Origin of the sequence: Qipengyuania polymorpha (genome assembly GCF_019711435.1) — a bacterium.
Lineage (GTDB): Bacteria > Pseudomonadota > Alphaproteobacteria > Sphingomonadales > Sphingomonadaceae > Qipengyuania > Qipengyuania polymorpha.
The window spans coordinates 68,514-93,077 of record NZ_JAIGNK010000005.1 but is presented as its reverse complement, the minus strand read 5'-3'; the positions used below and the strand labels follow the sequence as shown (position 1 = coordinate 93,077).

Below are 24,564 nucleotides of genomic sequence, written 5' to 3'. Positions count from 1 at the left end.
TCCGAAAGACTTAGTCCTTCAGGAAGTCAGGCACGTGGGCTTCACCGCCCCCGTCGTTGTTGCCGCCGCGGTCACGGCCGCCACCACGCGGACCACGACCACCGCCGCGACGGTCGCCGCCACGGCCACCGCCGCCACGCGGGCCACGGTCACCACGCGGTTCGCGCGGCGGACGGGTATCTTCCAGCTCTTCGCCGGTTTCCTGGTCGACCACGCGCATCGACAGGCGGACCTTGCCGCGCTGGTCGATTTCGAGGACCTTGACCTTCACTTCCTGGCCTTCCGACACGACGTCGGTCGGCTTTTCGACGCGCTCGTTCTTCATTTCGCTGACGTGGACGAGACCGTCCTTGCCGCCCATGAAGTTCACGAATGCGCCGAAGTCGACGATGTTGACGACTTTGCCGGTGTAGATCTTGCCGACTTCCGCCTCTTCGACAATGCCTTCGATCCACTTCTTCGCGGCTTCAATCTCGTCGGCATTGCTCGACGAAATCTTGATCACGCCTTCATCGTCGATGTCGACCTTGGCACCGGTTTCGGCGACGATCTCGCGGATCACCTTGCCGCCCGTACCGATGACGTCACGGATCTTCGACTTGTCGATCTGCATGGTCTCAATGCGCGGAGCGTGCTTCGAAACGCCGGTACGTGCCGAGCCGAGAGCCTTGGCCATCTCGCCGAGGATGTGCTGGCGACCGGCTTTCGCCTGTTCCAGCGCCTTGGCCATGATTTCCTGCGTGATGCCGGCAACCTTGATGTCCATCTGCATGGTGGTGATGCCGTTTTCCGAACCGGCAACCTTGAAGTCCATGTCGCCAAGGTGATCTTCGTCACCCAGGATGTCCGACAGGACGGCAAATTCGTCGCCTTCGAGGATCAGGCCCATGGCGATGCCGGAAACCGGACGTTCGATCGGAACGCCAGCATCCATCATCGACAGACAGCCACCGCAAACGGTCGCCATCGAGCTCGAGCCGTTGGACTCGGTGATGTCCGACAGGACGCGGATCGTGTAGGGGAAGTCCTCGTGGTCGGGCAGCACCGGGTGCAGGGCGCGCCATGCGAGCTTGCCGTGACCCGTTTCGCGGCGACCCGTGAAACCGAAGCGGCCGACTTCACCGACCGAGTACGGCGGGAAGTTATAGTGCAGCATGAAGTGGTTGTAAGAGAGACCCTCCAGACCATCGATCATCTGCTCGGCATCCTTGGTGCCCAGCGTGGTGGTGCAAATCGCCTGCGTTTCACCGCGGGTGAACAGCGCCGAACCGTGCGTACGCGGAAGCAGGCCGACCATGGCTTCGATCGGGCGAACCTGGTCGAGCTTGCGGCCGTCGATACGGGTGCCGTCCTTGATGATGGCGCCGCGAACGATTTCCGCTTCGAGCTTCTTCACCGCTTTGTTAGCGACGAGCTGAGTCTGAGCTTCTTCTTCCGCGAATGCTTCCTTGGCCTTGGCACGTGCTTCGTTGAGCGCGTCCGAGCGGGCCGACTTGTCGGTTAGCTTGTAGGCAGCGGCGATATCGTCACCGATGATGCCGCGAAGCTTTTCCTTGATCGCCGAGGTATCGTCCGAAGTGTCGATTTCCCACGGATCCTTGGCAGCCTGTTCGGCCAGATCGATGATCGCACCGATGACCTTGCGGCTTTCGTCATGCGCGAACATGACGGCGCCGAGCATTTCCTCTTCGGTCAGTTCCTTGGCTTCGGATTCGACCATCATCACCGCGTCCTGCGTTGCGGCGACGACGAGGTCGAGGCGACCTTCTTCGTCGAGCGCGGTCGCAAGGCTCGGGTTGAGTTCGTATTCGCCATTGCGGAAACCGACGCGTGCAGCGCCGATCGGGCCCATGAAGGGCACGCCCGAGATGGTCAGCGCAGCCGAAGCGGCAATCATCGCGACGATATCGGGTTCGGTCTCGCCATCAAACGAGAGAACCTGGCAGATGACGTTGATTTCGTTGTAGAAGCCTTCGGGGAAGAGCGGACGCACGGGGCGGTCGATCAGGCGCGAAGTCAGCGTTTCCTTCTCCGTGGCGCGGCCTTCGCGCTTGAAGAAGCCACCCGGGATACGGCCCGCGGCGGAGAATTTTTCCTGGTAGTGAACGGTCAGCGGGAAGAAGTCCTGGCCTTCCTTGACGCTCTTGGCGGCGGTCACGGCGCACAGCACCACGGTTTCGCCATAGGTGGCCAGCACGGCGCCGTCAGCCTGACGGGCGATCTGACCGGTTTCGAGAGTGAGGGTTTTTCCGCCCCATTCAATCGATACGGTTTTCTTGTCGAACATGTATTTTCCTTGATGACCCGCACGGCCTCATTGCGGTGCGGGGCCTACAGTGCCGGGTGTACCGTCCCGGTCCGGTTCGGGGCATTCCATCAGCCCCATTGATACTCCCGCACCGAATTGCGCAGGAGGCCAAATAGAAAGAAGGGCGACCTCTTGGCCGCCCCTCCGAGAATTCTTACTTACGAAGACCCAGCTTCGCGATCAGGGCGTTGTAACGCTCGACATCTTTCTTCTTGAGATAGGCGAGCAGGTTACGGCGCTTGTTGACCATCATGAGGAGACCACGACGCGAGTGGTTGTCCTTGTGATTGGCCTTGAAGTGATCGGTGAGGTTGCGAATACGCTCGGTCAGGATCGCGACCTGGACTTCCGGCGAACCGGTGTCGCCCTTGCCCTGTGCGTGGTCCTTCATGATTTCAGCTTTACGCTCGGTGGTAACCGACATTCATTCTACTCCGCGACATCCGGTAGGTTGAAACCCCGCACGACCTTGGCCGAGCCAGCTTCGAGTTCCATCAATGCCACCGGGGTTTTTCCCAGCTTCGCAAGGTGGAGCCCGTCGCTATGGGACAGGTCCGACAATACCCGGCCCTGGCGGACCGCCTGCGCGCTGTCGGGTTCGAGGCTGAGGACCGGGATGTCGTCCAGTCCGGCCTCTAGCGGCAGGAGAAGGTTTTCGATTGGCGCGCCCTTAGCGATTTCCTCTGCCGAGTCCAGCGAAATCGCCTGTTCCTCGGTGAAAGGGCCAGCCTTGATGCGCCTCAAGTAGGTGACGTGGCCCACGCTTCCAAGGGCCAGCGCGATGTCCCGTGCAAGCGAACGGATGTATGTGCCCTTCGTGACATGGGCGCGCAGGGTGACGGCCGCAGGTTCGCTGTCGAGGATTTCGAGCGAGTGGATGGTCGTCGCGCGCAGCTTCATCACCACCTCTTCGCCCGCCCGCGCACGGTCATAGGCCCGCTTGCCGTCGATCTTGATGGCGGAATAGGCGGGAGGGGCCTGCTCGATGGCTCCGGTGAACTGCGGCAGGATGGCCGCGATATCCTCACCGGTGGGCACGTGGTCGGAAGTGGCGACCACCTCGCCCTCGGTATCGAGCGTATCGGTCTGCGTCCCGAAGGATACGGTGAAGTCGTAGATCTTGCTCGCATCGAGCATCCGCCCGGCCAGCTTGGTCGCCTCGCCCAACGCGATGGGCAGCACGCCTTCCGCCAGCGGGTCGAGCGTGCCGCCATGCCCGACCTTGGTCTTCTTGTAGCCGCCCTGCCTCAGCACGCGCTTCACCAGCCCGACCGCCTGCGTCGAGCCAAGCTCGCGCGGCTTGTCGAGCAGCAGCCAGCCGTGCGGTGCGGGTTTGGTCCGCTCGGTCATGCGATCAGCCGCGAAACGACTTGGGATACGCCGTAGATTTGCTCGACGAGCCAGACCACCGGGCCGAAGAAAATCCGTTCGATCCAACGGGCATCGGGAAACGCCCAAGTTGCTGCGATCAGTACGAATATGAGCAACATCCCCATGGCCTGCAGCTTCTGCCAACCCTTTGCCCAGCTGCGCGGGAGCAATCCTCCCACGATATGCGAGCCGTCGAAAGGCGGGATCGGCAGCATGTTGAACAGCGCCAGAAACACATTGATGAGGATGAAATAGGCAAAGGCGTTGGACATCAATTCCGGGATCGTCCCGCCCCAATTCATGGTGAAGCCGGAAATGATGCCGAACACCACCGCCCCGATGAGCGCGAGCAGGATATTCGTCCCCGGCCCCGCGGCAGCGACCGCCATCATGCCATAGCGCGGGTTGTCGAGCCTGCGCGCATTGACCGGCACCGGCTTGGCCCAGCCGAAAATCGGCCCGCCGAACAGCGCCAGAGCGCCCGGAACGAGCAGGGTCCCGACCGGGTCGACATGCTTGATTGGGTTAAGCGTCAACCGACCCATGTCGCGCGCCGTGGTGTCGCCGAGCGCCAGCGCGGTCCAGCCATGCGCGACCTCATGGAAGACGATGGCGATGATGAGGCAGGGCACGAGTATCAGTGCCAGCGTGAGAGTCTCGAACATTACCAGACCACATGGGCATCGCACGCGCCTAGGTAAAGACGCGAGCGACAAGTCCCTGCTTAAATTGGCTTTAACCCGAATATACTATGGCGAGGTGAGCTAGTCCGGAGCCGAATGTTGATCTCACAAATCGGAAAAATGAAAGCAGGCTCTGCCGTGGCCCTGTTCTGCATCTGCCTCGCCGTGATGGTGTGGCATGTGCCTATCGAGGGAGAGGCCGCCACGGGCAAAGGCGAAATGGCGCGCGCTCTGGTCAATGCGATTTTCGTCCCGGTCGTCGATGCATTCGGACGCGAGCCGGTTGTTATCGTGCTCGGCATCATCGCATTCTTCGGCGTGCTCGTGAGGCTCGGCATAGGACTGCCGCAGTTCTCGATGCCGAGCATTCCCAAACCCAGCTTCACCTCTCCCGATCCTGTCCCCGAAGCCATTTCGCGCAAACGCGCGCTGTCGGGCGTGGCGAACCTCGAAACGGGTTCACCTCCTCCTCCTCCTCCTCCGCCTCCGCCGCCACTTCAGGACCAGCCCGACACCGGACACAGCGGCCTCCTCCTGCCACTCGAAGTCCGGCTGGGAGAGCGCCGTCCGACACAGGAAGAATTGAAACGCGCCTTCCCGGCCTTCGAGGGCGACATTCCCGACGAGCTGGTCGACCGGGCTTTCGCGATGGCAGAAGAACGCATTCGCAAGGCGACGCCTCACGGCAAGCGGGTCGATCCGATCGCCATTGTCCGAAAGGCGCGCGAGAAGGACCGAGACTGGTCGGGAGACCGCTCGCATTTCGGAGGCCTCCCGCGTCTCGGCCATGCTGAATGGCCACGCAGCGCCAAGGGCGTCCCGCTGCCATTCGTGGCGCAGATCGATCTCGCCGAAGTCGCTGCCGCCAATCCCGATACCCCGCTTCCACAATCGGGTTCCCTCGCCTTTTTCATCAACGATGGCGCGGTGATCCATGTGCCCGAAGGCGATTTCCCAATTACCCCGGCCCCGCATGATCTGCCGCCAGCCTATGCCGAGGACGATTGTCCGCTGCCGGAACATGCCTCGCATATCTCGCACCAGGCCTTTCCCTTCTGGCCGGTCGATTTGATGCGCCTCGCCCTGCCTCAGGACCTGCCCGATCCCTGCGACGATTACGAGATCATCGAAGAGATCGAGACAGCCCAGTTTGCCGCGCTCGACCGGCTGGTGCCGGGCCGCGGCTATGCCTTCACCGCAGGCAGTTACGACCAGGAAAGAACCGCAGGCCTCGACACCATGTGGTGGTATGGCGCGGACCTGTTACTGCGGCAGCTGCGCACCTCGCTCGCAGGAGTGCCCCGACGCATCCAGAGCCAGTATGACAGCATTGCCGCCAGCCGAGACTACCAGCGCCGTCTTGCCGCCGAACCGCAGCCCAGCGCCGCAAAGATCGCTTCCGCCGAGGCGACCGAGGAAAACTATCGCAGCGCAATCCCGAAAATCGAGGAAAAGGGCCGCGAATTGGCGGACTTCATCGGCCATTTCGAACAATTCGTCGAAGGTCGCGATCCCTGGAGCGAGATGAGGCCCGAGGAGACGCAAATCCTTGGAGAAGCGATGCGCGAGGTGCAGGACAACTTCAGTGAAATTTGCGGCTTCCACGTAGCTTACCGGATGGAGGACCTGCGGTCCGCAAGCATCCGACGGATGATGACTGGCAATCACGCGGCAGTCTCAGCGCTTCCGGACGAAGTGCTTGCCTACCTTAACGGTGGCTATCGCCGTCCGTCACAAGCGATGCACCAGATGTTCGGGGTGGGCGCCAGCCCGCAGGACGGCATCTACGCGCACATGAGCGATCACCTGCTACTCCAGATCACCTACGACGACCTGCCAGAATTCCGGTTTGGCGACATGGGCGTCTATCACTTCTGGATTTCGCCGGACGACCTCGCGGCCGGCAATTGGCACAAGGCGGAGCTGACCTTCGAGTGTTCCTGAGGCCTCAGCCCTCCAGCGCCTCGCTGAAATGCCTGCGGCACATGGCGACATAGCGGTCGTTGCCGCCGATTTCGGTCTGCGCACCTTCGCTTACCGCCTTGCCGTTTGCATCGACGCGCAGGTTCATCGTCGCCTTGCGCCCGCAATCGCACACGGCCTTCATCTCGACCAGCGCATCTGCGATGCCGAGCAATGCTGCCGAGCCGGGAAAGAGTTCGCCCTGGAAATCGGTGCGCAGGCCGTAGCAAAGCACGGGAATGCCCGCCTCGTCGGCCAGCCGCGCTAGCTGCCAGACTTGTTCCTTGGTCAGGAACTGCGCCTCGTCCACCAGCACGCAAGCAAGCTCGGTTTCCTTGTGCTCTTCCAGCACGCGCGCCTCGATATCGGTGTCCGCCTCGTAGCGATGCGCATCGCTGGCGAGGCCGATGCGGCTCGAAATCGCGCCGAAACCGGGCCGGTCATCCAGCGCGGCGGTCCATAGCGAGACCTTCATCCCGCGCTCGCCATAGTTGAAGGCGGTCTGGAGCAGCGTCGAGCTCTTTCCCGCATTCATGCTGGCATAATAGAAATAGAGCTTGGCCATACCGCAGGACTAGCCTCAAGCGGCAGGGCTGTTAAGCAGGGCGACAGACAGGATTGGGGAAGACGCCCCAACGGACGCATTACAGGGACGAAAGATGGCAGAAGCGCAAACCGCAGCAAGCACGCAGACCGGCATCCTCGGCTGGGTGGAAAGGACGGGCAACAAGCTGCCCGACCCGGTCTTCATCTTCTTCTACCTGATTATCGCGCTGGTGGTGATTTCGGTCATCGCATCGCTGTCGGGCGTTTCGGCGGTCCACCCCACCGCGCTTGACGAGAGCACGGGCGGCGCTCTGATTATCGAGGCGGTCAGCCTGCTGTCGCCCGAGAATATCCAGCGCCTGTGGGTCGAAATGCCCGCGACATTCACCCACTTCCACCCGCTGGGTTATGTGCTGGTGGTGATGCTGGGTGCTGGTGTTGCCGAGCGTTCGGGCTTCTTCGCTGCCGGCATGTCGAAGGCGGTCAAGGCTGCCCCGAAATCGCTCCTCACCCCGGTGGTCGCGCTGGTCGCCATGCTGGGCAACCATGCGGCGGACGCGGGTTACGTGGTCCTCATCCCGCTCGCAGGTATCTTGTTTGCAGCTGCCGGACGCCATCCGCTCGCGGGCATTGCAGCCGCATTTGCAGGCGTATCGGGCGGCTTCTCGGCCAATATCTCGCCCGGCCAGCTCGACGCGTTGCTGTTCGGGATTACCGAGGAGGCCGTGGGAGCTTCCGCGCTCGACCCGGCATGGACCGCGAACATCGCGGGCAACTGGTACTTCATTAGCGCGATGACCTTCCTGTTCCTCCCCATCATCTGGTACGTCACCGACAAGGTCATCGAGCCGCGCCTCGGCCCGTGGAAGGGCGGCGCGACCGCCGGTGTCGACGCTTCGGACACCAGCCCCGACCCGACCGATATCGACGATGCCGCAGCCTCCAAGGGCCTTCGCGCAGCAGGGCTCGCCGCGCTGGGCGTGGTCGCCCTGTGGCTGGTCATGGTCTTCGCCCCCGGCACCCCGCTGGTCGATGAGGCCGCCTGCCTTGCAGAGGACGGCTCGGCGATTGTCGATTGCTCCATCCACACCGAGCTTGCCCCGCTCTACCGCAGCCTCGTCGCCGGCTTCTTCCTGCTCTTCCTCCTGACCGGCTGGGCCTATGGCCGTGCGGCGGGCACGATCAAGGACCACCGCGACCTGGTGGACATGATGGCAGAAAGCATGAAGGACATGGGCTATTACCTCGTCCTCGCCTTCGCTGCGGCACACTTCGTCGCGATGTTCGGCTGGTCGAACCTCGGCCTCATCACCGCCGTCCATGGCGCAGCGGGCATCGAGAGCACCGGACTGCCGCTGCCACTTGTGCTCGGGCTGATGGTCCTGTTTGCGGCGCTGCTCAACCTGTTCGTCGGCTCGGCGAGCGCGAAATGGGCGCTGCTTGCCCCCATCCTCGTGCCGATGCTCATGCTGCTCGGCATCAGCCCGGAAGGCGCAACCGCGGCCTACCGCGTGGGCGACAGCGCGACCAACATCATCACGCCGCTGATGGTCTACTTCCCGCTCATCCTCGTCTTCGCGCAGCGCTGGCAGAAGGATTTCGGGCTCGGCAGCCTGACCGCGATGATGCTGCCCTATTCGGTGTGGCTGCTCATTTCGGGCACGGCACTGATCGTGCTGTGGTTCTATCTCGGCATTCCGCTGGGGCCGGACGCACCGGTAGGCTATGCGCTGCCCGAAATGGCCGCGCCCGCGATTGCGGAATAAGGCCTAGTCTTCGTCCTCGAGGTCGCGCGCGACCTTGGGGTCGGAGAGCAGCTGCTCGATACGGTCCGCCTCGTCGAAGCTTTCGTCGGGCTGGAAGGCAAGCTTGGGCGCGAATTTCAGCCCCAGCCGCTTGGCGACTTCCTTCTGGAAGAATGCCGTATTGGTGCGCAGCGCCTTGAGCACGGCCGCCTCGTCCTGTCCCAAGAGCGGCTTCACATAGGCCTTGGCGTTGCGCAGGTCGGGCGTCATCCGCACCTCGGTGACAGAGATGTTCGAGGCACGCAGCGTGTCGTCATGCGCCTCTCCCCGCGCGAGCAGTTCGGACAGGATATGCCGCACCCGCTCGCCCACCTTGAGGACGCGGACCGATTGCTGTTCGGGAGTCGATTGCTGGTGCTTTGCCATCGCGCGCCCATAGGCGGCAAGCGGTCACCTGCGCAAGCGTGGTAGCGCCTACAGGTTTAGAACAGGATGACGCAAAACGCCATGAACAGGAAAAGACCGAGGAAATAATAGCGGGTCGCCTTGAGCGAACCGAACCACGGGATGCCCACCTCCAGAAGCTGGTGATCGACCTCCTCCTGAATGAAATTACGCTTTGCATTCGGCCACTCTTCACGCGCGTTTGTGCTGAGCCGCCTCCAGATGGCCTTGCCGACAGTCGGGTCATCATCCTGCACTGTAAATTCCTCCGCTTCTTCGGAGGGGTCCTAAGGCTGAACCTGTTAGCTTTCAGTTACCTGCTCGACTTTTACGCAGGACAAGTCATCACTAACCGGCGAATTCTTCCATCTTTGCCAGAATGCGTTTGAGCGAGGTCATGTTCCGCGCGGTGCCCCGGCAGCCGAGGCGCTTTTCGATGAACCGTCCGGTGAGGTCCGATACGCCGACGCCGTGGACATAGTCCAGATAGAGCACGCGGTCATCCAGTGCGAGGCGTTCGGCACCGCGATCGCGGTGCGCCTGCAACAGCGCCTCGAAGCCGCCCTCGACGGGGGCATGGGGCAGGAAGATGGAGTGCACCATCTTGTCCGAGCCTTCGCCGTGAAAGGGATTGTCCTCGATGGCCGAGCGCACCTCGTCCTTCGTCCGCACCACGGCAAAGCCGGCGATGCCGAATTCCTCTTCGATGAGAGTAGCAATGCGAGCGGCCAGTTCATCCTCGGCTTCGTCGCTCGCGAAAACGACATTGCCGCTGGCCGCGACTGTTTCGACCTTCCCGAAACCGCGCTTCGCCAGCCGTTCGCGCAAATCGGCCATCTTGATGCGGTTGCCGCCGATATTGATGCTGCCCAGAAGGGCGAGCCGCGTGGTCATTTCTCGCTGCCCGGACGCGGTGTCGGGATGGCAGTGCTGGTCGAGCGCGCGAGGAGGTTTCCGCTCTCGTCGAACAGTTCGCCTTCGAGGAAAATCACGCGCCGACCGCGCCGGATGACGCGTCCCTTGCCGACCAGCGGCCCGGCCATGACCGGACGCAGCAGCGTCATGTTGATGTCGAGATTGAGCGGCGCTTCCTCGTGTTTGGTGGCCCAGACATGCGCCCAGCCCATCACCTCGTCGAGGAAGCCCGCCACAAGACCACCCTGAACGCTCCCGCGTGGGGTAATGAAGCTCATAGGAGCATTGAAGCGGAGCGTGATTTCCTCACGCTCCGCATCGAAATGGTCGAACTCGACGCCCATCAGTTCCGCATGCGCGGCGCCCAATGCGTGCTTCGTCGGGTCGGCGCTCACAGCGTGCGTTCACGCTCCTCGACCTCGAACACCTCGAGCTGGTCGCCCGGCTGGATGTCGTTGGTGTCGGCAAGGACCACACCGCATTCGAGACCTGCGCGGACCTCGTCCACGTCGTCCTTGAAGCGGCGCAGCGAGGCGATGGTCGTGGCCGAGACGATGACGTCTTCGCGCGTGAGGCGTGCGTGCAGCCCCTTGCGGATGACGCCTTCCTCGACCAGCAGGCCGGCGGCCTTGTCCTTCTTGCCCGAACGGAACACTTCCTTGACTGCGGCACGGCCGACGACGTTCTCGATCCGCTCCGGACCCAGTTCGCCCGCCATCTCCTTCGCGATTTCCTCGGTCAGGTGGTAGATGACGTCGTAATACTTCATCTCCACCCCGTCGCGCTTCACCAGCTCGCGTGCCTTTGCATTGGGACGCACATTGAAGCCGATGATGGGCGCGTTCGAGGCCGAAGCCAGCGTGACGTCGCTTTCGGTGATGGCGCCAACGCCTGCGTGCAGCACGCGGACCTTGATTTCATCGTTCGAAAGATTGTGCAGCGCCGAGGTAATCGCCTCGACCGAACCCTGCACGTCGGCCTTCACCAGCACGGGGAATTCGATGACATTCGATGCGAGGTTGTTGAACATCGTATCGAAGCTGGTCGGAGCCAGAGCGGTGCGCTTCTCGGTCGCCTTTTCCTGGCGATAGGCAGCAACTTCGCGGGCGCGCTGTTCGTTCTCGACAACGGTCAGGACGTCACCTGCGCTCGGAACGCCGCCGAGGCCGAGGACCTCGACCGGCATCGAAGGACCGGCCTTCTTAATCTGCTTGCCCTGGTCGTTGACGATGGCGCGGACACGGCCGCTTTCGGTGCCGACGACGAAGGTGTTGCCACGTTCCAGCGTACCGCGCGTGATGAGCACGGTGGCAACGGGGCCGCGGCCCTTGTCGAGCTGCGCCTCGATGACGGTCGCCTCGGCCATGCGGTCGGGGTTCGCCTTCAGTTCGAGCAGTTCGGCCTGGAGCGCGATCTTCTCGAGCAGTTCGTCGAGGCCGGTCTTGGCCTTCGCGGAGATTTCGACGTCCTGCACATCGCCCGACATCGATTCCACGATGACTTCGTGCTCGAGCAGGCGGGTGCGGACATTGTCCGGGTTCGCCTCGGGCTTGTCCATCTTGTTGATGGCGACGATCATCGGGACGCCGGCGGCCTTGGTGTGATTGATGGCCTCGATGGTCTGCGGCATAATGCCGTCATCGGCTGCGACAACCAGCACCACGATATCGGTGATGTTGGCACCGCGCTGGCGCATCTGGGTGAAGGCAGCGTGGCCCGGCGTGTCGAGGAAGGTGATCGTGTCGCCGCCCTTGGTCTTCACCTGGTAGCTGCCGATATGCTGCGTGATGCCGCCGGCTTCGCCCTTGGTGACGTTTGCACCGCGCAGTGCGTCGAGCAGGCTGGTCTTGCCGTGGTCGACATGGCCCATGATGGTAACGACCGGCGGACGCGGTTTCAGCGTTTCTTCGGGATCGACATCCTCTTCGACCGCGATATCGACATCGGCTTCGGACACCTTCTGGATATTGTGACCGAACTGTTCGACGAGCAGTTCCGCCGTATCCTGGTCGATGGTCTGGTTGACGGTGACCATCATGTCGAGGTTGAAGAGTTCCTTCACGAGGTCGGCACCCTTTTCGCCCATGCGCTTGGCGAGTTCGCCAACCGTGATGGCTTCGGGCACGACCACGTCGCGGACCTGCTTTTCGCGCGGCTTGTTCGAGCCGCCACCCTGGAGGCGACGTTCCTTTTCGCGCGCACGCTTGAGGGCTGCGAGCGAACGGGCGCGACGGCCTTCGTCCTCGTTGAGAGCTTTCTTGACCGAAAGCTTGCCCGAACGGCGCTTGTCGGGCTTTTCTTCCGCGCGCGCAGGCTTCTCTTCTTTCTTCTTGCGCTCCGGCTTCTTGATTTCGGGGCGCTTTACCGGCGTGAACTTGCGCGCGACAGGCGTCGGAGTGGCCGCTTCGGCCGGCTTGGCCTTGGCCTCTTCTTCGGCAGCGGGCGCAGGCTCATCCTTGGCCTTCTTGGCGTCTTCCTTGGCTTTTTTCGCAGCCTCGGCCTCGGCCTTCTTGTTGTCGGCGACGCGCTTCTTTTCTTCCTCGGCAGCCTTCTTGGCGTTTTCCTCGTCACGCTTGCGCGCTTCTTCGGCGAGGCGCAGGCGCTCTTCCTCGGCCTCGCGCTGGAGACGCGCGACGCGTTCCTGCGGCGTTTCGGCAGGCGCGGCGGCCTTCTTGGGCGCGGGTTTCTTGGCCGCAGGTGCGGGCGCAGGAGCCGGGGTTGCCTCCGGTTCGGGCGCGGGTGCAGGTGCCGGGGCGGGTGTCTCGCCGGGCTTGGTGAGCTTGCGGCGGCGCTTCACCTCGACCGCCACCTTGTTGGTGCGGCCATGGCTGAAGGTCTGCTTGACCTCACCCGGCTGCGCACCCTTCAGGGTCAGCGGTTTACGGGCCGGTTTCTTGTCGTCGTCGCTCATTCTTGCTCGTTTCTCTTAGGTCTAATCGTTCGTATCGTCAGGACCGCGCGAAGCCGCGCCGCCGAATTCGTCAGGGATTTCGTGCCCCAGATAATGCATCAGCCGCTTCAAGGGTTTCATCACCCGAGCGGCTGCCGCATCGTTGGCGAGGCCCAGATGGACCACGTTGTCGCGGCCCAATGCCACAGACAGAGCGTCGCGGTCCAGTGGCAGCGTCCAGCCGCGTTCCCCGCTTCCTTCCGCCTCGCGGCCTACGCGCCATGCCTGGTCGAGCTTCTTGCGCCCGTCCTCGCTTGCGTCGCTGGCATGGAAAAGCGCCGACACGCCGCCCATGCGGGCCGTCTCGGCAATGCGCTGCGTTCCCAAGATAAGGGCTCCGACGCGCATTTCGAGACCCAGCCGGTCGAGAAATACGCGTTTGAGCGCATCTTCGATTTTTTGGGGCAGTTCCGCGGGTATCTCGAGGTCGCCGGTCTTGAAGGCGCGCGACAGGCCCGCCTTCAGTTTGCCGTTGCCCTGCGCTTCTTCGATTGCGGCGCGCGATGAGCACACCCACGCACCCCTTCCCGGAGCCTTTTCCTGCGCATCGGGCAGGACCAGGCCGGAGGGGGACGCGGCGAGGCGGACCAGCGCATCGCGCGAGTCCGTCTCTCCGGTCAGGATGCAGCGCCGTTCGGGCTCGGAAGCTTTCCGTGCCTTGGGGGCTTCAGCGATGTCGGACGTCAGGCGCTCATTGTGTGGAGTCCGCATCGGCGGCCTCCTGAGTGTCTGCCGAAGCAGCCGGAGCTGCCTCGTCTTCGTCTTCGAACCAGTGCGCGCGGGCAGCCATGATGATTTCGTTGCCCTGCTCTTCGCTCAAGCCGTATTCGCCGAGCACACCGCCCTTGTCCTGCTCGCGCTGCGGACGATCGCGGCGCATCGGCGGGCCATCGGCATTGTTGCGGCGACGCGGTGCTTCGCGCTTCTTGGCGATAAGTTCGTCGGTGGCGAGGTCGGCCACGTCGTCGAGCGTCTTGAGACCTGCCTTACCAAGCGTGACGAGCATCGCTTCGGTCATGTGCGGCAGTTCGGCCAGCGCGTCTTCGACGCCGAGTTCCTTACGCACTTCGCGATGTGCAGCTTCCTGGCGGTCGAGCGCTTCCTGAGCACGGCTCTGGAGTTCCTCGGCCAGTTCCTCGTCGAAGCCTTCGATGCTCGCGAGTTCTTCCAGCTCTACATAGGCGACTTCCTCGAGTTCGGCGAAGCCTTCGGCGACGAGCAGCTGCGAGAGCGTTTCGTCGACGTCGAGTTCCTCTTCGAACATCTTCGAGCGCTCGGCGAATTCCTTCTGGCGCTTCTCCGAGGCTTCTTCCTCGGTCATGATGTCGATCTGGTTGCCGGTCAGCTGGCTGGCGAGACGCACGTTCTGGCCGCGGCGACCGATGGCGAGCGACAGCTGGTCGTCAGGAACGACCACTTCGATGCGACCATCTTCCTCATCGAGGACAACGCGGCTGACGGTGGCGGGCTGGAGCGCGTTGACGATGAAGGTTGCGCCATCTTCCGACCAGGGGATGATGTCGATCTTCTCGCCCTGCAGTTCCTGCACGACGGCCTGGACGCGACTACCCTTCATGCCGACGCAGGCACCGACGGGGTCGATGCTGCTGTCATGGCTGATGACGCCGATCTTGGCGCGGCTGCCCGGGTCGCGGGCGGCGGCCTTGATTTCGATGATGCCATCGTAGATTTCGGGCACTTCCTGCGCGAACAGCTTCTTCATGAAGTCGGGATGCGCGCGGGAAAGGAAGATCTGCGGACCGCGGTTGTTACGCTCGACCTTGGTGATGAGCGCGCGGACACGCTCGCCAACGCGGGCGGCTTCGCGCGGGATCTGCTGGTCGCGGCGGATGACGCCCTCGGCGCGGCCGAGGTTGACGATCACGTGGCCGAATTCGACCGACTTGATGACGCCGGTGATGACTTCGCCCGCGCGGTCCTGAAATTCGTTGAACTGGCGCTCACGCTCGGCATCGCGGACCTTCTGGAAAATCACCTGTTTGGCCGACTGCGCATCGATGCGACCGAGATCGACCGGTGGCAGCGGGTCGACGATGAAGTCGCCAATCTTTGCGTCAGCTTCGAGCTTCTGCGCGGCCTTCAGGTCGACCTGCTTGAAATAGTCCTCGACCTCTTCGACGACCTCGACGACACGCCACAGGCGAAGATCGCCGGTCTGCGGGTCGAGCTTTGCACGGATGTCGTTCTCCGCGCCGTAGCGGTTGCGGGCGGACTTCTGGATCGCTTCTTCCATCGCTTCGATCACGATGGATTTGTCGATCATCTTTTCCGATGCCACCGCGTTCGCGATTGCAAGGAGTTCAGCCTTGTTGGCGGAAATGGCACTGGCCATCAGTCGTCTGCCTTTTCTTCTTCGATGTCGTCGGCACCGCTTGTATCGAGCGGCTGGGTGGCGGCAATCAGTTCGTCGGTCAAGACGAGCTTCGCCGAATGAATGAGATTGCGGGGGAAGGAAACCTCGCCCGCCTTGTGGTCTTCGATGGTGACCATGTCGCCATCTAGACCCTTGAGTTCGCCCTTGAGGTTCCGGTTACCGTGGACCTTCTCGGTCAGCGAAACCTTCGCTTCGTAACCAGCCCAGTTCTCGAAATCCTTCGCGCGGGTCAGCGGGCGGTCGATGCCGGGGCTGGAAACCTCGAGGTGATAGGCGCCGGGCACCAGCACCTCGCCCTGCTCTTCCAGCTCGTCGAGCTTGTCCGAAACGCGGCGCGAGAGCGCGGCGCACTGTTCGATGACCAGCTGGCCCGTCGCCGGGTCCTCGGCCATGATTTGCAGCGCCTGCCCGCCGTCACCGGCTTCCGACGGCATCATCTTGACGCGCACGAGCTCGAAACCCAGCGCCTCGGCTTCGGGTTCGATAACTTCGTTCAAGCGGTCAATATCTGCCATTCATACTCCGGTTTCGCTTGTCATCACAGCAACGGGGTTTGGTGCCGGCCCCTTGCGGCGCCAGCCCCTTCACAGTCGCGACGATGTCGGGATTGATGCGCAGATAGGCGCGAGTCCTGCGAAAAGCAAGAGGCCATCAATCGTCGTCAGTGAGGCCGTGCTTCTTGATGGCGTGGCGCAGCTGGTCGTAGCTCAGGCCCAGCGCCTTGGCGGTCTGGCGCTGGTTCCAGCGGTGCTTGCCGAGTGCATGCTCGAGAATAGCGCGTTCGTGCGCATCGACGGCCGAGCGCAGGTCGTCGATGTTTTCGAGGTCGGGACCGGATGGCGCGACCTCGGCCGCGACCTTCTGTTCCGATTTCGGTTTGGCAACCGCTTGCGACAGGGGCTTCCACGGGCTGTCGAACGGGTCGAACTGCACGTGACCGATCGGCACCTCCCAATTGTCCCAGCGATAGACCGCGCGCTCGACCACATTGCGCAGCTCGCGCACATTGCCGGGCCAGGGATGGTTTTCCAGTTCTGTAGCCACATGCTCGGCAAAGCCGGGCCAGGCTTCCCAACCCAGCTCCGCGCCCATCCGGCGACCGAAGTAATCGGCCAGCACTTCGATATCGCCTTCGCGCACGCGCAGGGGCGGGAGTGTGATGACTTCGAAACTCAGCCGGTCGAGCAGGTCGGCGCGGAACTCGCCGCGCTCGGCCTTGGCGGGCAGGTCCTCGTTCGTCGCCGCCACGATACGGACATCGACGCGGATCGGGCGCGAGGAGCCGATGCGGGTCACCTCGCCATATTCGACAGCGCGCAGCAGGCGTTCTTGTGCGCCCATCGACAAAGTGCCCAGTTCGTCGAGGAATAGCGTGCCCTTGTCGGCTTCCTCGAACCTTCCCGCGCGTTGTTTGGTAGCACCGGTGAACGCCCCGGCCTCGTGGCCGAACAGTTCCGCCTCGATGAGTGTTTCGGGCAGTGCGGCGCAGTTCATGGTGACGAGCGGCTCGTCCCAACGGGTCGAAAGGCGGTGGAGGCGCTCGGCAATCAACTCCTTGCCGGTACCGCGCTCGCCGATGACCAGCACGGGCCTGCGCATGGGGGCCGCACGGCTGGTCCGCTCGACCGCATCGAGGAAGGCGCCAGACTGGCCAATGAACTGATTTTCCCGCTCCATGACCAATATATAGGAATTTTCACCAAGGCTTGGCAATCCCCGCCACGATGTTGTTTGTCGATATGTTGCGAACCCAAGGATTCTTCCCGTTTTCCGAGTTTGGCACGCTGCTTGCTGAACAGGGGACAACAACGAACACCGTCCAGGGAGGACACACATGTACGACCGCAAATTCTTCGGCACCCAGCTTGGACAAGCCGCCCTCGTCAGCATCGCTGCGATGGTCGCCCTGGTCTCGCTGAGTTCGCAGATCGCGGTGACGACGCCGATGCCGGCGCTCGCATCTTACGAACAAGTGGAAATCGCGTGACCGATCACAACAACCCCCTTGGGCCGGAGCGTCGCAGTCCCGACAGTCCCCCTAGCGCTCCTGGCGCAATGGACGCTCCGGCCCGCCCTTCCCGTCCCGCCTTGTCGCGGCTCGACAGTGAGGTAGAACGGCTCCGCCGCTCACCCACTCCGACCCGTGGCTGGCAGGCCAAGGGACAGGACTTTTTCTCCAGTGGAGCACCTTTGATGGGAATCTTCAGCCGTACCCGCGACATCATCGCGGCCAATTTCAACGATATGCTAGACAAGGCGGACGACCCGCAGAAGATGATCCGCATGATCATCCTCGAGATGGAGGAAACCCTCGTCGAAGTCCGCGCCAGTGCTGCCCGCACCATCGCCGACCAGAAGGAAATGCACCGCCACACGGTCAAGCTGGACAAACTCCAGGCCGACTGGGGCGAAAAGGCGCAGCTCGCGCTGTCGAAGGACCGCGAGGACCTCGCCCGTGCCGCGCTGGTCGAAAAGAAGAAGGCGGCCGATATGGCCGACCAGCTCAAGCAGGAAATCGCCGTGCTCGACGATGCACTGCGCGCTTACGAGCAGGACATCCACAAGCTGCAGAACCGCCTGCGCGAAGCCCGCAGTCGCCAGACCGCCATCGCGGCGCGTCTCGAAAGCGCGGAGAACCGCGTCAAGCTGCGCAGCCTGATGACCGAGGACCGCGTCGACGATGCACTCTCGCGCTTCGACCAGCTCGAACGCCGCGTCGACTATGCCGAAGGCCGCGCCGACGCGCTGGCCATCGAAGGCAATTCGGGCAAGCCCAGCCTGTCCGATGAAATCGCCGCTCTCGAAGGCGCCGACGCCATCGACGACGAACTTGCAGAAATGAAAAAGGCGCTCGGCAAGACCGATGACGCCAAGAAAGAGGACTGATCCGTGGAAGAAGTACTAGCCATCGTCGCCATTTTCATCGCGCTGCCGTGGATCGTCCTCCACTACATCACGAAATGGAAGACCTCCGCTACCATCACCACCGATGACGAGGCACTGCTCGAAGAGCTCTACAACCTCGCCAAGCGGCTGGACGAACGCATGGACACGGTCGAGCGCCTGGTCGCTTCCGACAATCCCGATTTCCGTCCCGCCCGCCTCGTGCATGACAGCGAGGAAGACAACCAGCAGCTGCGCGAACTCGAACAGCTGATTGCCGAGAAGAAAGGAATGGCAAAGTGAACAGCCCCCGCACCACCCTCTATCGCGACAAGACCAATGCGAAGCTGCTGGGCGTGTGCTCGGGCATCGCGGACTATACCGGCGTCGACGCCTTCTGGATCCGCCTCGGCTTCATCGCCCTGACCATCATGATGGGTTGGCCGATTATCGCCTACTTCGCTGCCGGACTGCTGCTCAACAAGAAGCCGGCGCATCTTTATTCCGAGCCTGCCGAGCAGAAATACTGGCAGGGCGTGCGCCAGAACCCGAAGCGCACCGCTCGCGAAATCCGCGCGAAGATGAAGGACGTGGACCGCCGCCTGGCCGACGTGGAAACCTACTACGTCAGCAGCAATCCGCGCCTCACCGCCGAAATCGAGCGGCTTCGCTAAGAACTGAATCTCAAGGGGGAATTTGAACGTGTTCGATTGGGCTTACCTCATCCCGCTGGCGCCTTTCCTGATGGTCGCCTTCATCGTCTGGTCGAAGAACCAGCGCGCTTTGGAGGAGAAACGCATCGAGGCCACCGCCGCGCAAACTGCCGAGCAGACCGCGCAGCACGTGAGCCGCGTCTCCGAACTGGAGCAGCGGGTCCGCGTCCTCGAACGCATCGTGACCGACAAGGGCTACGACGTGGCAACTCAGATCGAGGCCCTGCGCGACGAACGCCGGGTCGAAGAAACCGGCAGCGGTGTCTCGCTGGATGCCCTCAACAAGGAGCGCGTGTGATGGACTTACCGATTGGCGAGATCACGCTCATCGTCGCAGTCATCATCATGACGGCGGGCTATCTCGTCTCGAACTGGATGAAGATGAAGAACGGCTACCCGCTCGAGAACAGCTGGGGCAAGGCGGTGTATCCGAAGAACGACCAGGCGGTCGAACGGGTTAAACTGCTCACGCAGGAAAATGCCGAACTGCGCGCCGAACTGGGATCGATCAAGGACCGCATGGCCAATGTCGAGCGCATCGTGACCGACAGTGGCTACCAGCTGACCAGCGAGATCGAGCAGTTGCGCGACAAGCGGGAGGCAAACTGATGGACGCCGACCTGTTCCTGATCTTCGCTTTCATCCTGATTGCCGGCAGCATCATCTTCGCATTTGCCAGCCTCACGCATCGGCGCGCCAATGCGCACGAGGAACGGATGGCCGAATTGCGGGCGCGCAAGGCAGAAGCCGAGAATGGCAGCTCGCTAGTCGCCGCAGACCATCGCAAGCTCGAAGAGCGCGTCCGCGTGCTCGAACGCATCGCGACCGACAGCAACCATGCGCTCGCCTCGCAGATCGAGGAACTGCGCGCGCTGGACGCCATCGAACACACGACTGAAGAAAGGGAGCGCATCCAGTGAACTGGCCAATCGCAGTCGTACTCATCGTGATGGTGATTGCCACGGCAAAGGTCATGGCCGCCCGCTACCGCGCACAGAACGGCATCATCGAAGACAAGCAGGGCAACCAGCATTGGGTCGGCAAGGACGACCCCGAGGCCCAGCGCGAAATCGAGGATTTGCGCGAACGCATCAAGGTGCTCGAGCGCATCGCCACCGACGGCAATTCGCTCGATGCCCAGGAAACCAAGAGGATAGCCGCCGAAATCGAAGCACTGCGCGAAAAGCAGGCCGACTGAGGCGCAAGAGGAAACAACGGTTCAAGGAGGACATGGGGAAATGTTCGACCCGACAATCATCATTGCAGCAGCAGCGCTGACCGGCCTGCTCATCGTGGCCGCCGCCATGCTGCGCGGCTGGCACGATTGGCTTGAGCTCAAGCGCAGCGAGCTTGAGGGCCATTCCGGCCCGCGTGCCGAGGAAGGCTCTTCCATGGGTGCCGCGCGCATCGAAATCGCGGACCTGAAAGAACGCATCAAGAAGCTCGAAGCCATCGCCAGCGGGGTCGACCTGTGAGCGGTGGCGGCGATGCGGCCAAGGCCGGCATCGGTCTCGGCAGCGCCATTGCGGTCGCGATTTCATGGAGCCAGAATCAATCCATCCTGTGGGCCATCTTCCACGGCTTCATCAGCTGGATTTACGTCATCTACCATGCCTTTACCCGCCCCGGCGGCCTCGGCGTATAGCGCGATGGACGCATGCCATTTTGGCCGCTAGTGGCCCAACCATGCGACCTCTCGACGACATCCGCGAAGAATACGAGTTCCTCGAAGGCGACGAACGCTATCGCCTGCTGATCGAATTGGGGCGCGAACTGGATGACATGCCCGACGCGCTGAAGACCGATGCGACATTGGTCCGCGGCTGTTCGGCACAGGTCTGGGTCTATCCCACGGGCGAGGCTGACAAGCTCCACTTCCTCGCCGACAGCAATGCCGCGATTACCAAGGGCATCGTCGCGCTGGTGATTTCGGCCGTGCAGGACAAGCCGGCAGAGGAAGTTGCCGCGATGGACATCCACGAGGCCCTCGCCCCGTTCGACCTCAAGAACCAGCTGTCAAGCAACCGCACGCAGGGCGTGCCCAACATGATCGCGCTGGTGAAGGAACACGCCGCCCGGATTGCGGCGGCCTGACATGCGCCTGCTCTACCGCGTCCTCGGCTATATCGCGGTAGCACTCGGCGCGATCGGCGCATTCCTGCCGATCATGCCGACGGTCCCCTTCCTGCTGCTGGCGGTCTATTTCTTCGCCCGCTCCAGCCCAGAGCTGGAGCAGAAAATCCTCGACCACCCGCACTGGGGTCCGCAGGTGAAAGACTGGCGCGAGCGCCGCGCCATCAGCCGCAGTTCGAAGACCATGGCCATCGGTGCCATGACCGTGGGCGCAGTGGTGACATGGTACACGCTGGGCGATCCCTGGTATTATTTTTCAATCGCCATCCTCGTTATCGCAGGCGGCTGGATCGCAACGCGCAACGAATAGCCTGCAGGAACCGGATCTCTTCCAAGCCGTTGATTTGTCATACGACGGGAGGGTGAACGAAAGGACACTCTCAATGGCAATTCTCATCCTGATCGCGACCATCCTGCTGCCCCCGCTCGGCGTTGCGGCCAAGCACGGCCTCGGCAAGACCACGCTGATCAATCTCGTGCTGACCCTGCTCGGCTTCATCCCGGGCCTGATCCACGGACTCTATGTGAATTACGCCAGGTAAATGGCGCTCATCAGCGAACGGCAGGGGCCGGGACCGTTTCGGCGGTCTCGGCCTCTTTCATTTCTTCCATCCTCATCTCGCGATGCATTTCGAACCGACCGTTCATGTGCAGCAGACTCCACGTACCGGTGACAGTCATGCCGTCGGGTGAGAGCTGGCCGACATAATCTACCGGATTTTCGTAGCCGTGCGGCGCATCGACATAGGTCTTGGTGAAATCGACTGAACGCGCATCGCGAACGCCGAAACATCGGGCCTCTATTGTCGTGGCCGGGTTGTAGACATCAGGTTCGATGATAGAGCCCGAAAAGCCGCCCTGTGTCTCCGCGAGCCTCGCGCGAAACGGCGTCGGATGCTGACCGCCCGGATAGGTAAAGGTGCCGTCCCAGTCGCCCGTAAGGTCCAGGCGGTCAGGGATGACTTCAGGCCCCGGCGCTTTCGCGCACCACCGCCTCGCCCGCTTCGCGCTGGCGCTTGAGCTCGGCCTTCAGCTTGGCCGGGTCCTGCGCGAAAACGAAACCGAAGCTGACCCCGCCTTCCTTGCCAATGGTCGCATGGTGCAGCTTGTGCGCCTGAACCAGCCGCTTGGCATAGCCCTTCTTCGGAACCCATTTGAAATAGCGCTGGTGGACGAGACCGTCGTGCACCAGCGTGTAGATGATGCCGTAGAAAAGGATACCGAGCCCGATGTAGGTCGCCGGCCACCATGCTGCATCACCCAGCACCCATTCGCTGCCCAGCGCGAACATCGAAATGCTCATCGCTGCGCCGACGATGGCGTAGAGGTCGTTCTTTTCGAGCAGGTTGTCATGCGGTTCGTGATGGTCGCGGTGCCAGGCCCAGCCGAAGCCATGCATGATGTATTTGTGGCTCGCCCAAGCCACCCACTCCATGGCGAGGACGGTCGCAATGACGATCAGGATGGCGACGAAGATTTGCATGGCGGCAATATAGGCGCTGCAAAGCGCCAGCGCAAAGCCTACTCGGCGGCAGGGGTCTTGCGCGAGATACCGAAATACCGCTCTGCCACCTCGGCGCTGATGCGCGCGGGCCGGTGCGTGTCGCTGTCGAGGCAGCACCACATGCTCTTCACCTCGGCGAGCACATCCTCGCCGCGGCGAATCACCGTGTTGTAGAAGCTGCGCGCGCCCTTGATCTTTTCGAGCACCGTCTCGGCAATCACGTCATCGTCGAGAAACGCGGGCTTGCGATAGGTGATCTCGTGCTTCAGCGCGACCCACGCCTTGCTTGCCACCTCCTCTGCAGGGGCAAGTTTCTGCCAATGTGCCAGCACCGTATCCTGCACCCAGTTCAGGTAGCGCGCGTTGTTCACGTGCCCCATGAAATCGATATCGGCGGGGAGGACTTTGATCGGAAAGGAGAAGGGCTTTGCTGACATGAATGTAAGTTAGCAGGCAAAACCTTTCATTTCCATGATTCTCTTGCAGGAAAAGGCATTCTTGGGTCGCCCTTGGTTTTGCCATTTTGCGTGTGGTCCGAAGTGGGGGCACACCATGCGGCATGGCCAGCAAACCGCGCACACTTTACGAGAAGATCTGGGACGCCCATGTCGTCGAGCGGCAGGACGACGGCACCTGCCTCGTCTATATAGACCGGCACCTCGTCCACGAAGTCACCAGCCCGCAGGCGTTCGAGGCGCTGCGCCTCGCTGGCCGCAAGGTTCGCCGCCCGGACCTGACGCTCGCGGTCCCCGACCACAATTTGCCGACCACGCCGCGCACTGCGCCCGATGGCTCTCGCCTGCCGATTGCCGACAAGCAAAGCGCGGCGCAACTGGCGGCGCTCGAAGCCAACGCGCCCGCCTTCGGCATCGACTATATCGACGCCTTCGCGCCAGAGCAGGGCATCGTCCACGTGGTCGGGCCCGAACAGGGCTTCTCGCTCCCCGGTACGACTATCGTCTGCGGCGACAGCCATACCGCCGCGCATGGCGGGATCGGCGCACTGGCCTTCGGTATCGGCACGAGCGAGGTCGAGCATGTCCTCGCCACGCAGACGCTGCTGCTGAGGCCGAGCAAGACCATGGAAGTCCGCGTCGAGGGCGAGCTTAGCCCCGGCGTGACACCCAAGGACCTCATCCTCCACATCATCGGTGTCATCGGCACCGCTGGTGGTACCGGCTACGTCATCGAATATCGCGGCGAAGTTTTCGAGAAGATGAGCGTCGAAGGGCGCCTCACCGTCTGCAACATGAGCATCGAAGGCGGCGCTCGCGCGGGCCTCATCGCGCCCGACCAGACCGTGTTCGATTACCTGAAAGGCCGCCCCTATGCGCCGCAAGGCGAGGCGTGGGACAAGGCGGTCGACTGGTGGCGCTCGCTCGTCACGGACGATGGCGCGCAGTTCGACAAGTCCGTGGTCATCGACGCCGCCGATATCGAGCCGACGGTGAGCTGGGGCACCAGCCCCGAAGACGTGGTCGCCATCGGCGGCACCGTACCCTCGCCCGCTGTGTTCGAGGATGCCGCCAAGCGCGAGGCGGTTGCCAAGAGCCTCGACTACATGGGCCTCGCGCCCGGCACGCCGATGGAGCAGGTCAAGGTCGAGAATATCTTCATCGGCTCATGCACCAACAGCCGCATCGAGGATTTGCGCGCCGCCGCCGAGGTCCTGAAGGGCCGCAAGAAGGCCGCGAGCGTGCGCTGGGCAATCGCCGTCCCCGGCTCCGGCCTCGTCAAACGGCAGGCAGAGGAAGAGGGACTCGACCGCATTTTCACCGATGCCGGATTCGAATGGCGCGAACCGGGCTGTTCCGCCTGCTTGGCGATGAATCCCGACAAAGTCCCGCCGGGGGAACGCTGCGCCTCGACCAGCAACCGCAACTTTGTCGGCCGCCAAGGCCCGGGCGCGCGCACGCATCTTCTCAGCCCTGCTATGGCCGCCGCCGCCGCAGTCACGGGTCACCTGACCGACGTACGCAAACTGATGGGCGAGTGACCCCTTGCCCTTCCCC

At 62.7% G+C, this 24,564-nt stretch carries 32 protein-coding genes; 16 read left to right on the top strand and 16 right to left on the bottom strand.

Going from position 1 to position 24,564, the window contains the following annotated elements:
- Positions 1-10: 10 nt before the first annotated feature.
- The 4 genes from pnp to K3152_RS13745 all read right to left on the bottom strand — a co-directional run bounded on the left by pnp (position 11) and on the right by K3152_RS13745 (position 4,344).
- Positions 11-2,287: a polyribonucleotide nucleotidyltransferase gene (gene pnp, locus K3152_RS13760; protein ID WP_221574702.1), complete on the bottom strand. Its 2,277-nt coding sequence runs from the start codon at positions 2,285-2,287 to the stop codon at positions 11-13.
- A 175-nt stretch (positions 2,288-2,462) separates the two neighbouring features.
- Positions 2,463-2,732 (bottom strand): 30S ribosomal protein S15, encoded by a 270-nt coding sequence (gene rpsO, locus K3152_RS13755; protein WP_221431800.1) that lies wholly within the window; start codon positions 2,730-2,732, stop codon positions 2,463-2,465.
- Positions 2,733-2,737: 5 nt separating this feature from the next.
- Positions 2,738-3,658, bottom strand: a complete 921-nt coding sequence (gene truB, locus K3152_RS13750; RefSeq protein WP_221574701.1) for a tRNA pseudouridine(55) synthase TruB — start codon at positions 3,656-3,658, stop codon at positions 2,738-2,740.
- The gene (locus K3152_RS13745) at positions 3,655-4,344 is read right to left on the bottom strand and encodes a site-2 protease family protein (protein ID WP_221574700.1); all 690 of its coding nucleotides are present in this window, start codon (positions 4,342-4,344) and stop codon (positions 3,655-3,657) included. Before K3152_RS13745 ends, truB begins: the two co-directional genes overlap by 4 nt.
- A 138-nt stretch (positions 4,345-4,482) precedes the next feature.
- Between K3152_RS13745 and K3152_RS13740 the strand changes: the two genes are divergently transcribed.
- Positions 4,483-6,306 carry a DUF1963 domain-containing protein gene (locus tag K3152_RS13740; RefSeq protein ID WP_221574699.1) on the top strand — a complete coding sequence of 608 codons (1,824 nt, stop codon included), beginning with the start codon at positions 4,483-4,485 and terminating at the stop codon, positions 6,304-6,306.
- A gap of 4 nt (positions 6,307-6,310) precedes the next feature.
- Here K3152_RS13740 and K3152_RS13735 read toward each other — a convergent pair whose 3' ends face one another.
- Positions 6,311-6,889 (bottom strand): thymidine kinase, encoded by a 579-nt coding sequence (locus K3152_RS13735; protein ID WP_221574698.1) that lies wholly within the window; start codon positions 6,887-6,889, stop codon positions 6,311-6,313.
- 94 nt (positions 6,890-6,983) lie between these two features.
- Here K3152_RS13735 and K3152_RS13730 point away from each other — a divergent pair, with 94 nt between their 5' ends.
- Entirely contained in the window at positions 6,984-8,636 is a 1,653-nt protein-coding gene (locus tag K3152_RS13730) for an AbgT family transporter (RefSeq protein WP_221574697.1), read from the top strand.
- Between the two features lie 3 nt (positions 8,637-8,639).
- Here the strand turns inward: K3152_RS13730 and rbfA are convergent, their stop codons facing one another.
- The 9 genes from rbfA to pspF form a co-directional block, all read right to left on the bottom strand.
- The gene (rbfA, locus tag K3152_RS13725; RefSeq protein ID WP_040965536.1) at positions 8,640-9,041 is read right to left on the bottom strand and encodes a 30S ribosome-binding factor RbfA; all 402 of its coding nucleotides are present in this window, start codon (positions 9,039-9,041) and stop codon (positions 8,640-8,642) included.
- Between the two features lie 56 nt (positions 9,042-9,097).
- Complete coding sequence (locus tag K3152_RS13720) at positions 9,098-9,316, bottom strand: hypothetical protein (RefSeq protein ID WP_221574696.1); 219 nt, start codon at positions 9,314-9,316, stop codon at positions 9,098-9,100.
- A gap of 91 nt (positions 9,317-9,407) precedes the next feature.
- Positions 9,408-9,953: a DUF1697 domain-containing protein gene (locus K3152_RS13715; RefSeq protein ID WP_221574695.1), complete on the bottom strand. Its 546-nt coding sequence runs from the start codon at positions 9,951-9,953 to the stop codon at positions 9,408-9,410.
- Positions 9,950-10,369 (bottom strand): PaaI family thioesterase, encoded by a 420-nt coding sequence (locus tag K3152_RS13710; RefSeq protein WP_345719819.1) that lies wholly within the window; start codon positions 10,367-10,369, stop codon positions 9,950-9,952. Before K3152_RS13710 ends, K3152_RS13715 begins: the two co-directional genes overlap by 4 nt.
- Positions 10,366-12,885 carry a translation initiation factor IF-2 gene (gene infB, locus K3152_RS13705; RefSeq protein ID WP_221574694.1) on the bottom strand — a complete coding sequence of 840 codons (2,520 nt, stop codon included), beginning with the start codon at positions 12,883-12,885 and terminating at the stop codon, positions 10,366-10,368. The genes K3152_RS13710 and infB overlap by 4 nt, the downstream gene beginning before the upstream one ends.
- A 21-nt stretch (positions 12,886-12,906) precedes the next feature.
- Complete coding sequence (locus K3152_RS13700; protein WP_221574693.1) at positions 12,907-13,635, bottom strand: DUF448 domain-containing protein; 729 nt, start codon at positions 13,633-13,635, stop codon at positions 12,907-12,909.
- Positions 13,616-15,277 carry a transcription termination factor NusA gene (gene nusA / locus K3152_RS13695; RefSeq protein ID WP_221574692.1) on the bottom strand — a complete coding sequence of 554 codons (1,662 nt, stop codon included), beginning with the start codon at positions 15,275-15,277 and terminating at the stop codon, positions 13,616-13,618. Before nusA ends, K3152_RS13700 begins: the two co-directional genes overlap by 20 nt.
- Complete coding sequence (gene rimP, locus K3152_RS13690; protein ID WP_221574691.1) at positions 15,277-15,834, bottom strand: ribosome maturation protein RimP; 558 nt, start codon at positions 15,832-15,834, stop codon at positions 15,277-15,279. The genes nusA and rimP overlap by 1 nt, the downstream gene beginning before the upstream one ends.
- Before the next feature lie 136 nt (positions 15,835-15,970).
- On the bottom strand, positions 15,971-16,996 hold the full coding sequence (pspF, locus tag K3152_RS13685) for a phage shock protein operon transcriptional activator (protein ID WP_221574690.1): 1,026 nt from the start codon (positions 16,994-16,996) through the stop codon (positions 15,971-15,973).
- Between the two features lie 157 nt (positions 16,997-17,153).
- On the opposite strand from pspF, the gene K3152_RS13680 reads away from it, so the two are divergent.
- From K3152_RS13680 to K3152_RS13620, 13 genes are all read left to right on the top strand, one after another.
- Entirely contained in the window at positions 17,154-17,306 is a 153-nt protein-coding gene (locus tag K3152_RS13680) for a hypothetical protein (RefSeq protein WP_221574689.1), read from the top strand.
- 68 nt (positions 17,307-17,374) lie between these two features.
- Positions 17,375-18,205 carry a phage shock protein PspA gene (gene pspA / locus K3152_RS13675; protein WP_221574688.1) on the top strand — a complete coding sequence of 277 codons (831 nt, stop codon included), beginning with the start codon at positions 17,375-17,377 and terminating at the stop codon, positions 18,203-18,205.
- A gap of 3 nt (positions 18,206-18,208) precedes the next feature.
- A complete protein-coding gene (gene pspB / locus K3152_RS13670) occupies positions 18,209-18,505 on the top strand; it encodes an envelope stress response membrane protein PspB (RefSeq protein ID WP_221574687.1) in 297 nt (98 codons plus the stop codon).
- On the top strand, positions 18,502-18,876 hold the full coding sequence (gene pspC, locus K3152_RS13665) for an envelope stress response membrane protein PspC (protein WP_221574686.1): 375 nt from the start codon (positions 18,502-18,504) through the stop codon (positions 18,874-18,876). Before pspB ends, pspC begins: the two co-directional genes overlap by 4 nt.
- Before the next feature lie 28 nt (positions 18,877-18,904).
- A complete protein-coding gene (locus tag K3152_RS13660; RefSeq protein WP_345719818.1) occupies positions 18,905-19,213 on the top strand; it encodes a hypothetical protein in 309 nt (102 codons plus the stop codon).
- A gap of 47 nt (positions 19,214-19,260) precedes the next feature.
- The gene (locus tag K3152_RS13655; RefSeq protein ID WP_425594683.1) at positions 19,261-19,524 is read left to right on the top strand and encodes a hypothetical protein; all 264 of its coding nucleotides are present in this window, start codon (positions 19,261-19,263) and stop codon (positions 19,522-19,524) included.
- Positions 19,524-19,835 (top strand): hypothetical protein, encoded by a 312-nt coding sequence (locus K3152_RS13650; RefSeq protein ID WP_221574684.1) that lies wholly within the window; start codon positions 19,524-19,526, stop codon positions 19,833-19,835. Before K3152_RS13655 ends, K3152_RS13650 begins: the two co-directional genes overlap by 1 nt.
- Positions 19,832-20,113: a hypothetical protein gene (locus K3152_RS13645; RefSeq protein ID WP_345719817.1), complete on the top strand. Its 282-nt coding sequence runs from the start codon at positions 19,832-19,834 to the stop codon at positions 20,111-20,113. The genes K3152_RS13650 and K3152_RS13645 overlap by 4 nt, the downstream gene beginning before the upstream one ends.
- Positions 20,114-20,153: 40 nt before the next feature.
- On the top strand, positions 20,154-20,390 hold the full coding sequence (locus K3152_RS13640) for a hypothetical protein (RefSeq protein WP_221574683.1): 237 nt from the start codon (positions 20,154-20,156) through the stop codon (positions 20,388-20,390).
- A complete protein-coding gene (locus K3152_RS13635; protein ID WP_221574682.1) occupies positions 20,387-20,560 on the top strand; it encodes a hypothetical protein in 174 nt (57 codons plus the stop codon). Before K3152_RS13640 ends, K3152_RS13635 begins: the two co-directional genes overlap by 4 nt.
- Positions 20,561-20,601: 41 nt before the next feature.
- Entirely contained in the window at positions 20,602-21,009 is a 408-nt protein-coding gene (locus tag K3152_RS13630; protein ID WP_221574681.1) for a SufE family protein, read from the top strand.
- Between the two features lies 1 nt (position 21,010).
- Positions 21,011-21,358, top strand: a complete 348-nt coding sequence (locus tag K3152_RS13625; protein ID WP_221574680.1) for a YbaN family protein — start codon at positions 21,011-21,013, stop codon at positions 21,356-21,358.
- 73 nt (positions 21,359-21,431) lie between these two features.
- Entirely contained in the window at positions 21,432-21,590 is a 159-nt protein-coding gene (locus K3152_RS13620; protein WP_006833396.1) for a YqaE/Pmp3 family membrane protein, read from the top strand.
- A 422-nt stretch (positions 21,591-22,012) separates the two neighbouring features.
- Here K3152_RS13620 and K3152_RS13615 read toward each other — a convergent pair whose 3' ends face one another.
- Both K3152_RS13615 and K3152_RS13610 read right to left on the bottom strand, forming a co-directional pair.
- Entirely contained in the window at positions 22,013-22,531 is a 519-nt protein-coding gene (locus K3152_RS13615; RefSeq protein WP_221574679.1) for a sterol desaturase family protein, read from the bottom strand.
- A 38-nt stretch (positions 22,532-22,569) separates the two neighbouring features.
- Positions 22,570-22,989, bottom strand: a complete 420-nt coding sequence (locus K3152_RS13610; protein WP_221574678.1) for an acyl-CoA thioesterase — start codon at positions 22,987-22,989, stop codon at positions 22,570-22,572.
- Between the two features lie 122 nt (positions 22,990-23,111).
- On the opposite strand from K3152_RS13610, the gene leuC reads away from it, so the two are divergent.
- Positions 23,112-24,548, top strand: coding sequence for a 3-isopropylmalate dehydratase large subunit (gene leuC / locus K3152_RS13605; RefSeq protein ID WP_221574677.1), 1,437 nt, complete (start codon positions 23,112-23,114; stop codon positions 24,546-24,548).
- Positions 24,549-24,564: the final 16 nt, after the last annotated feature.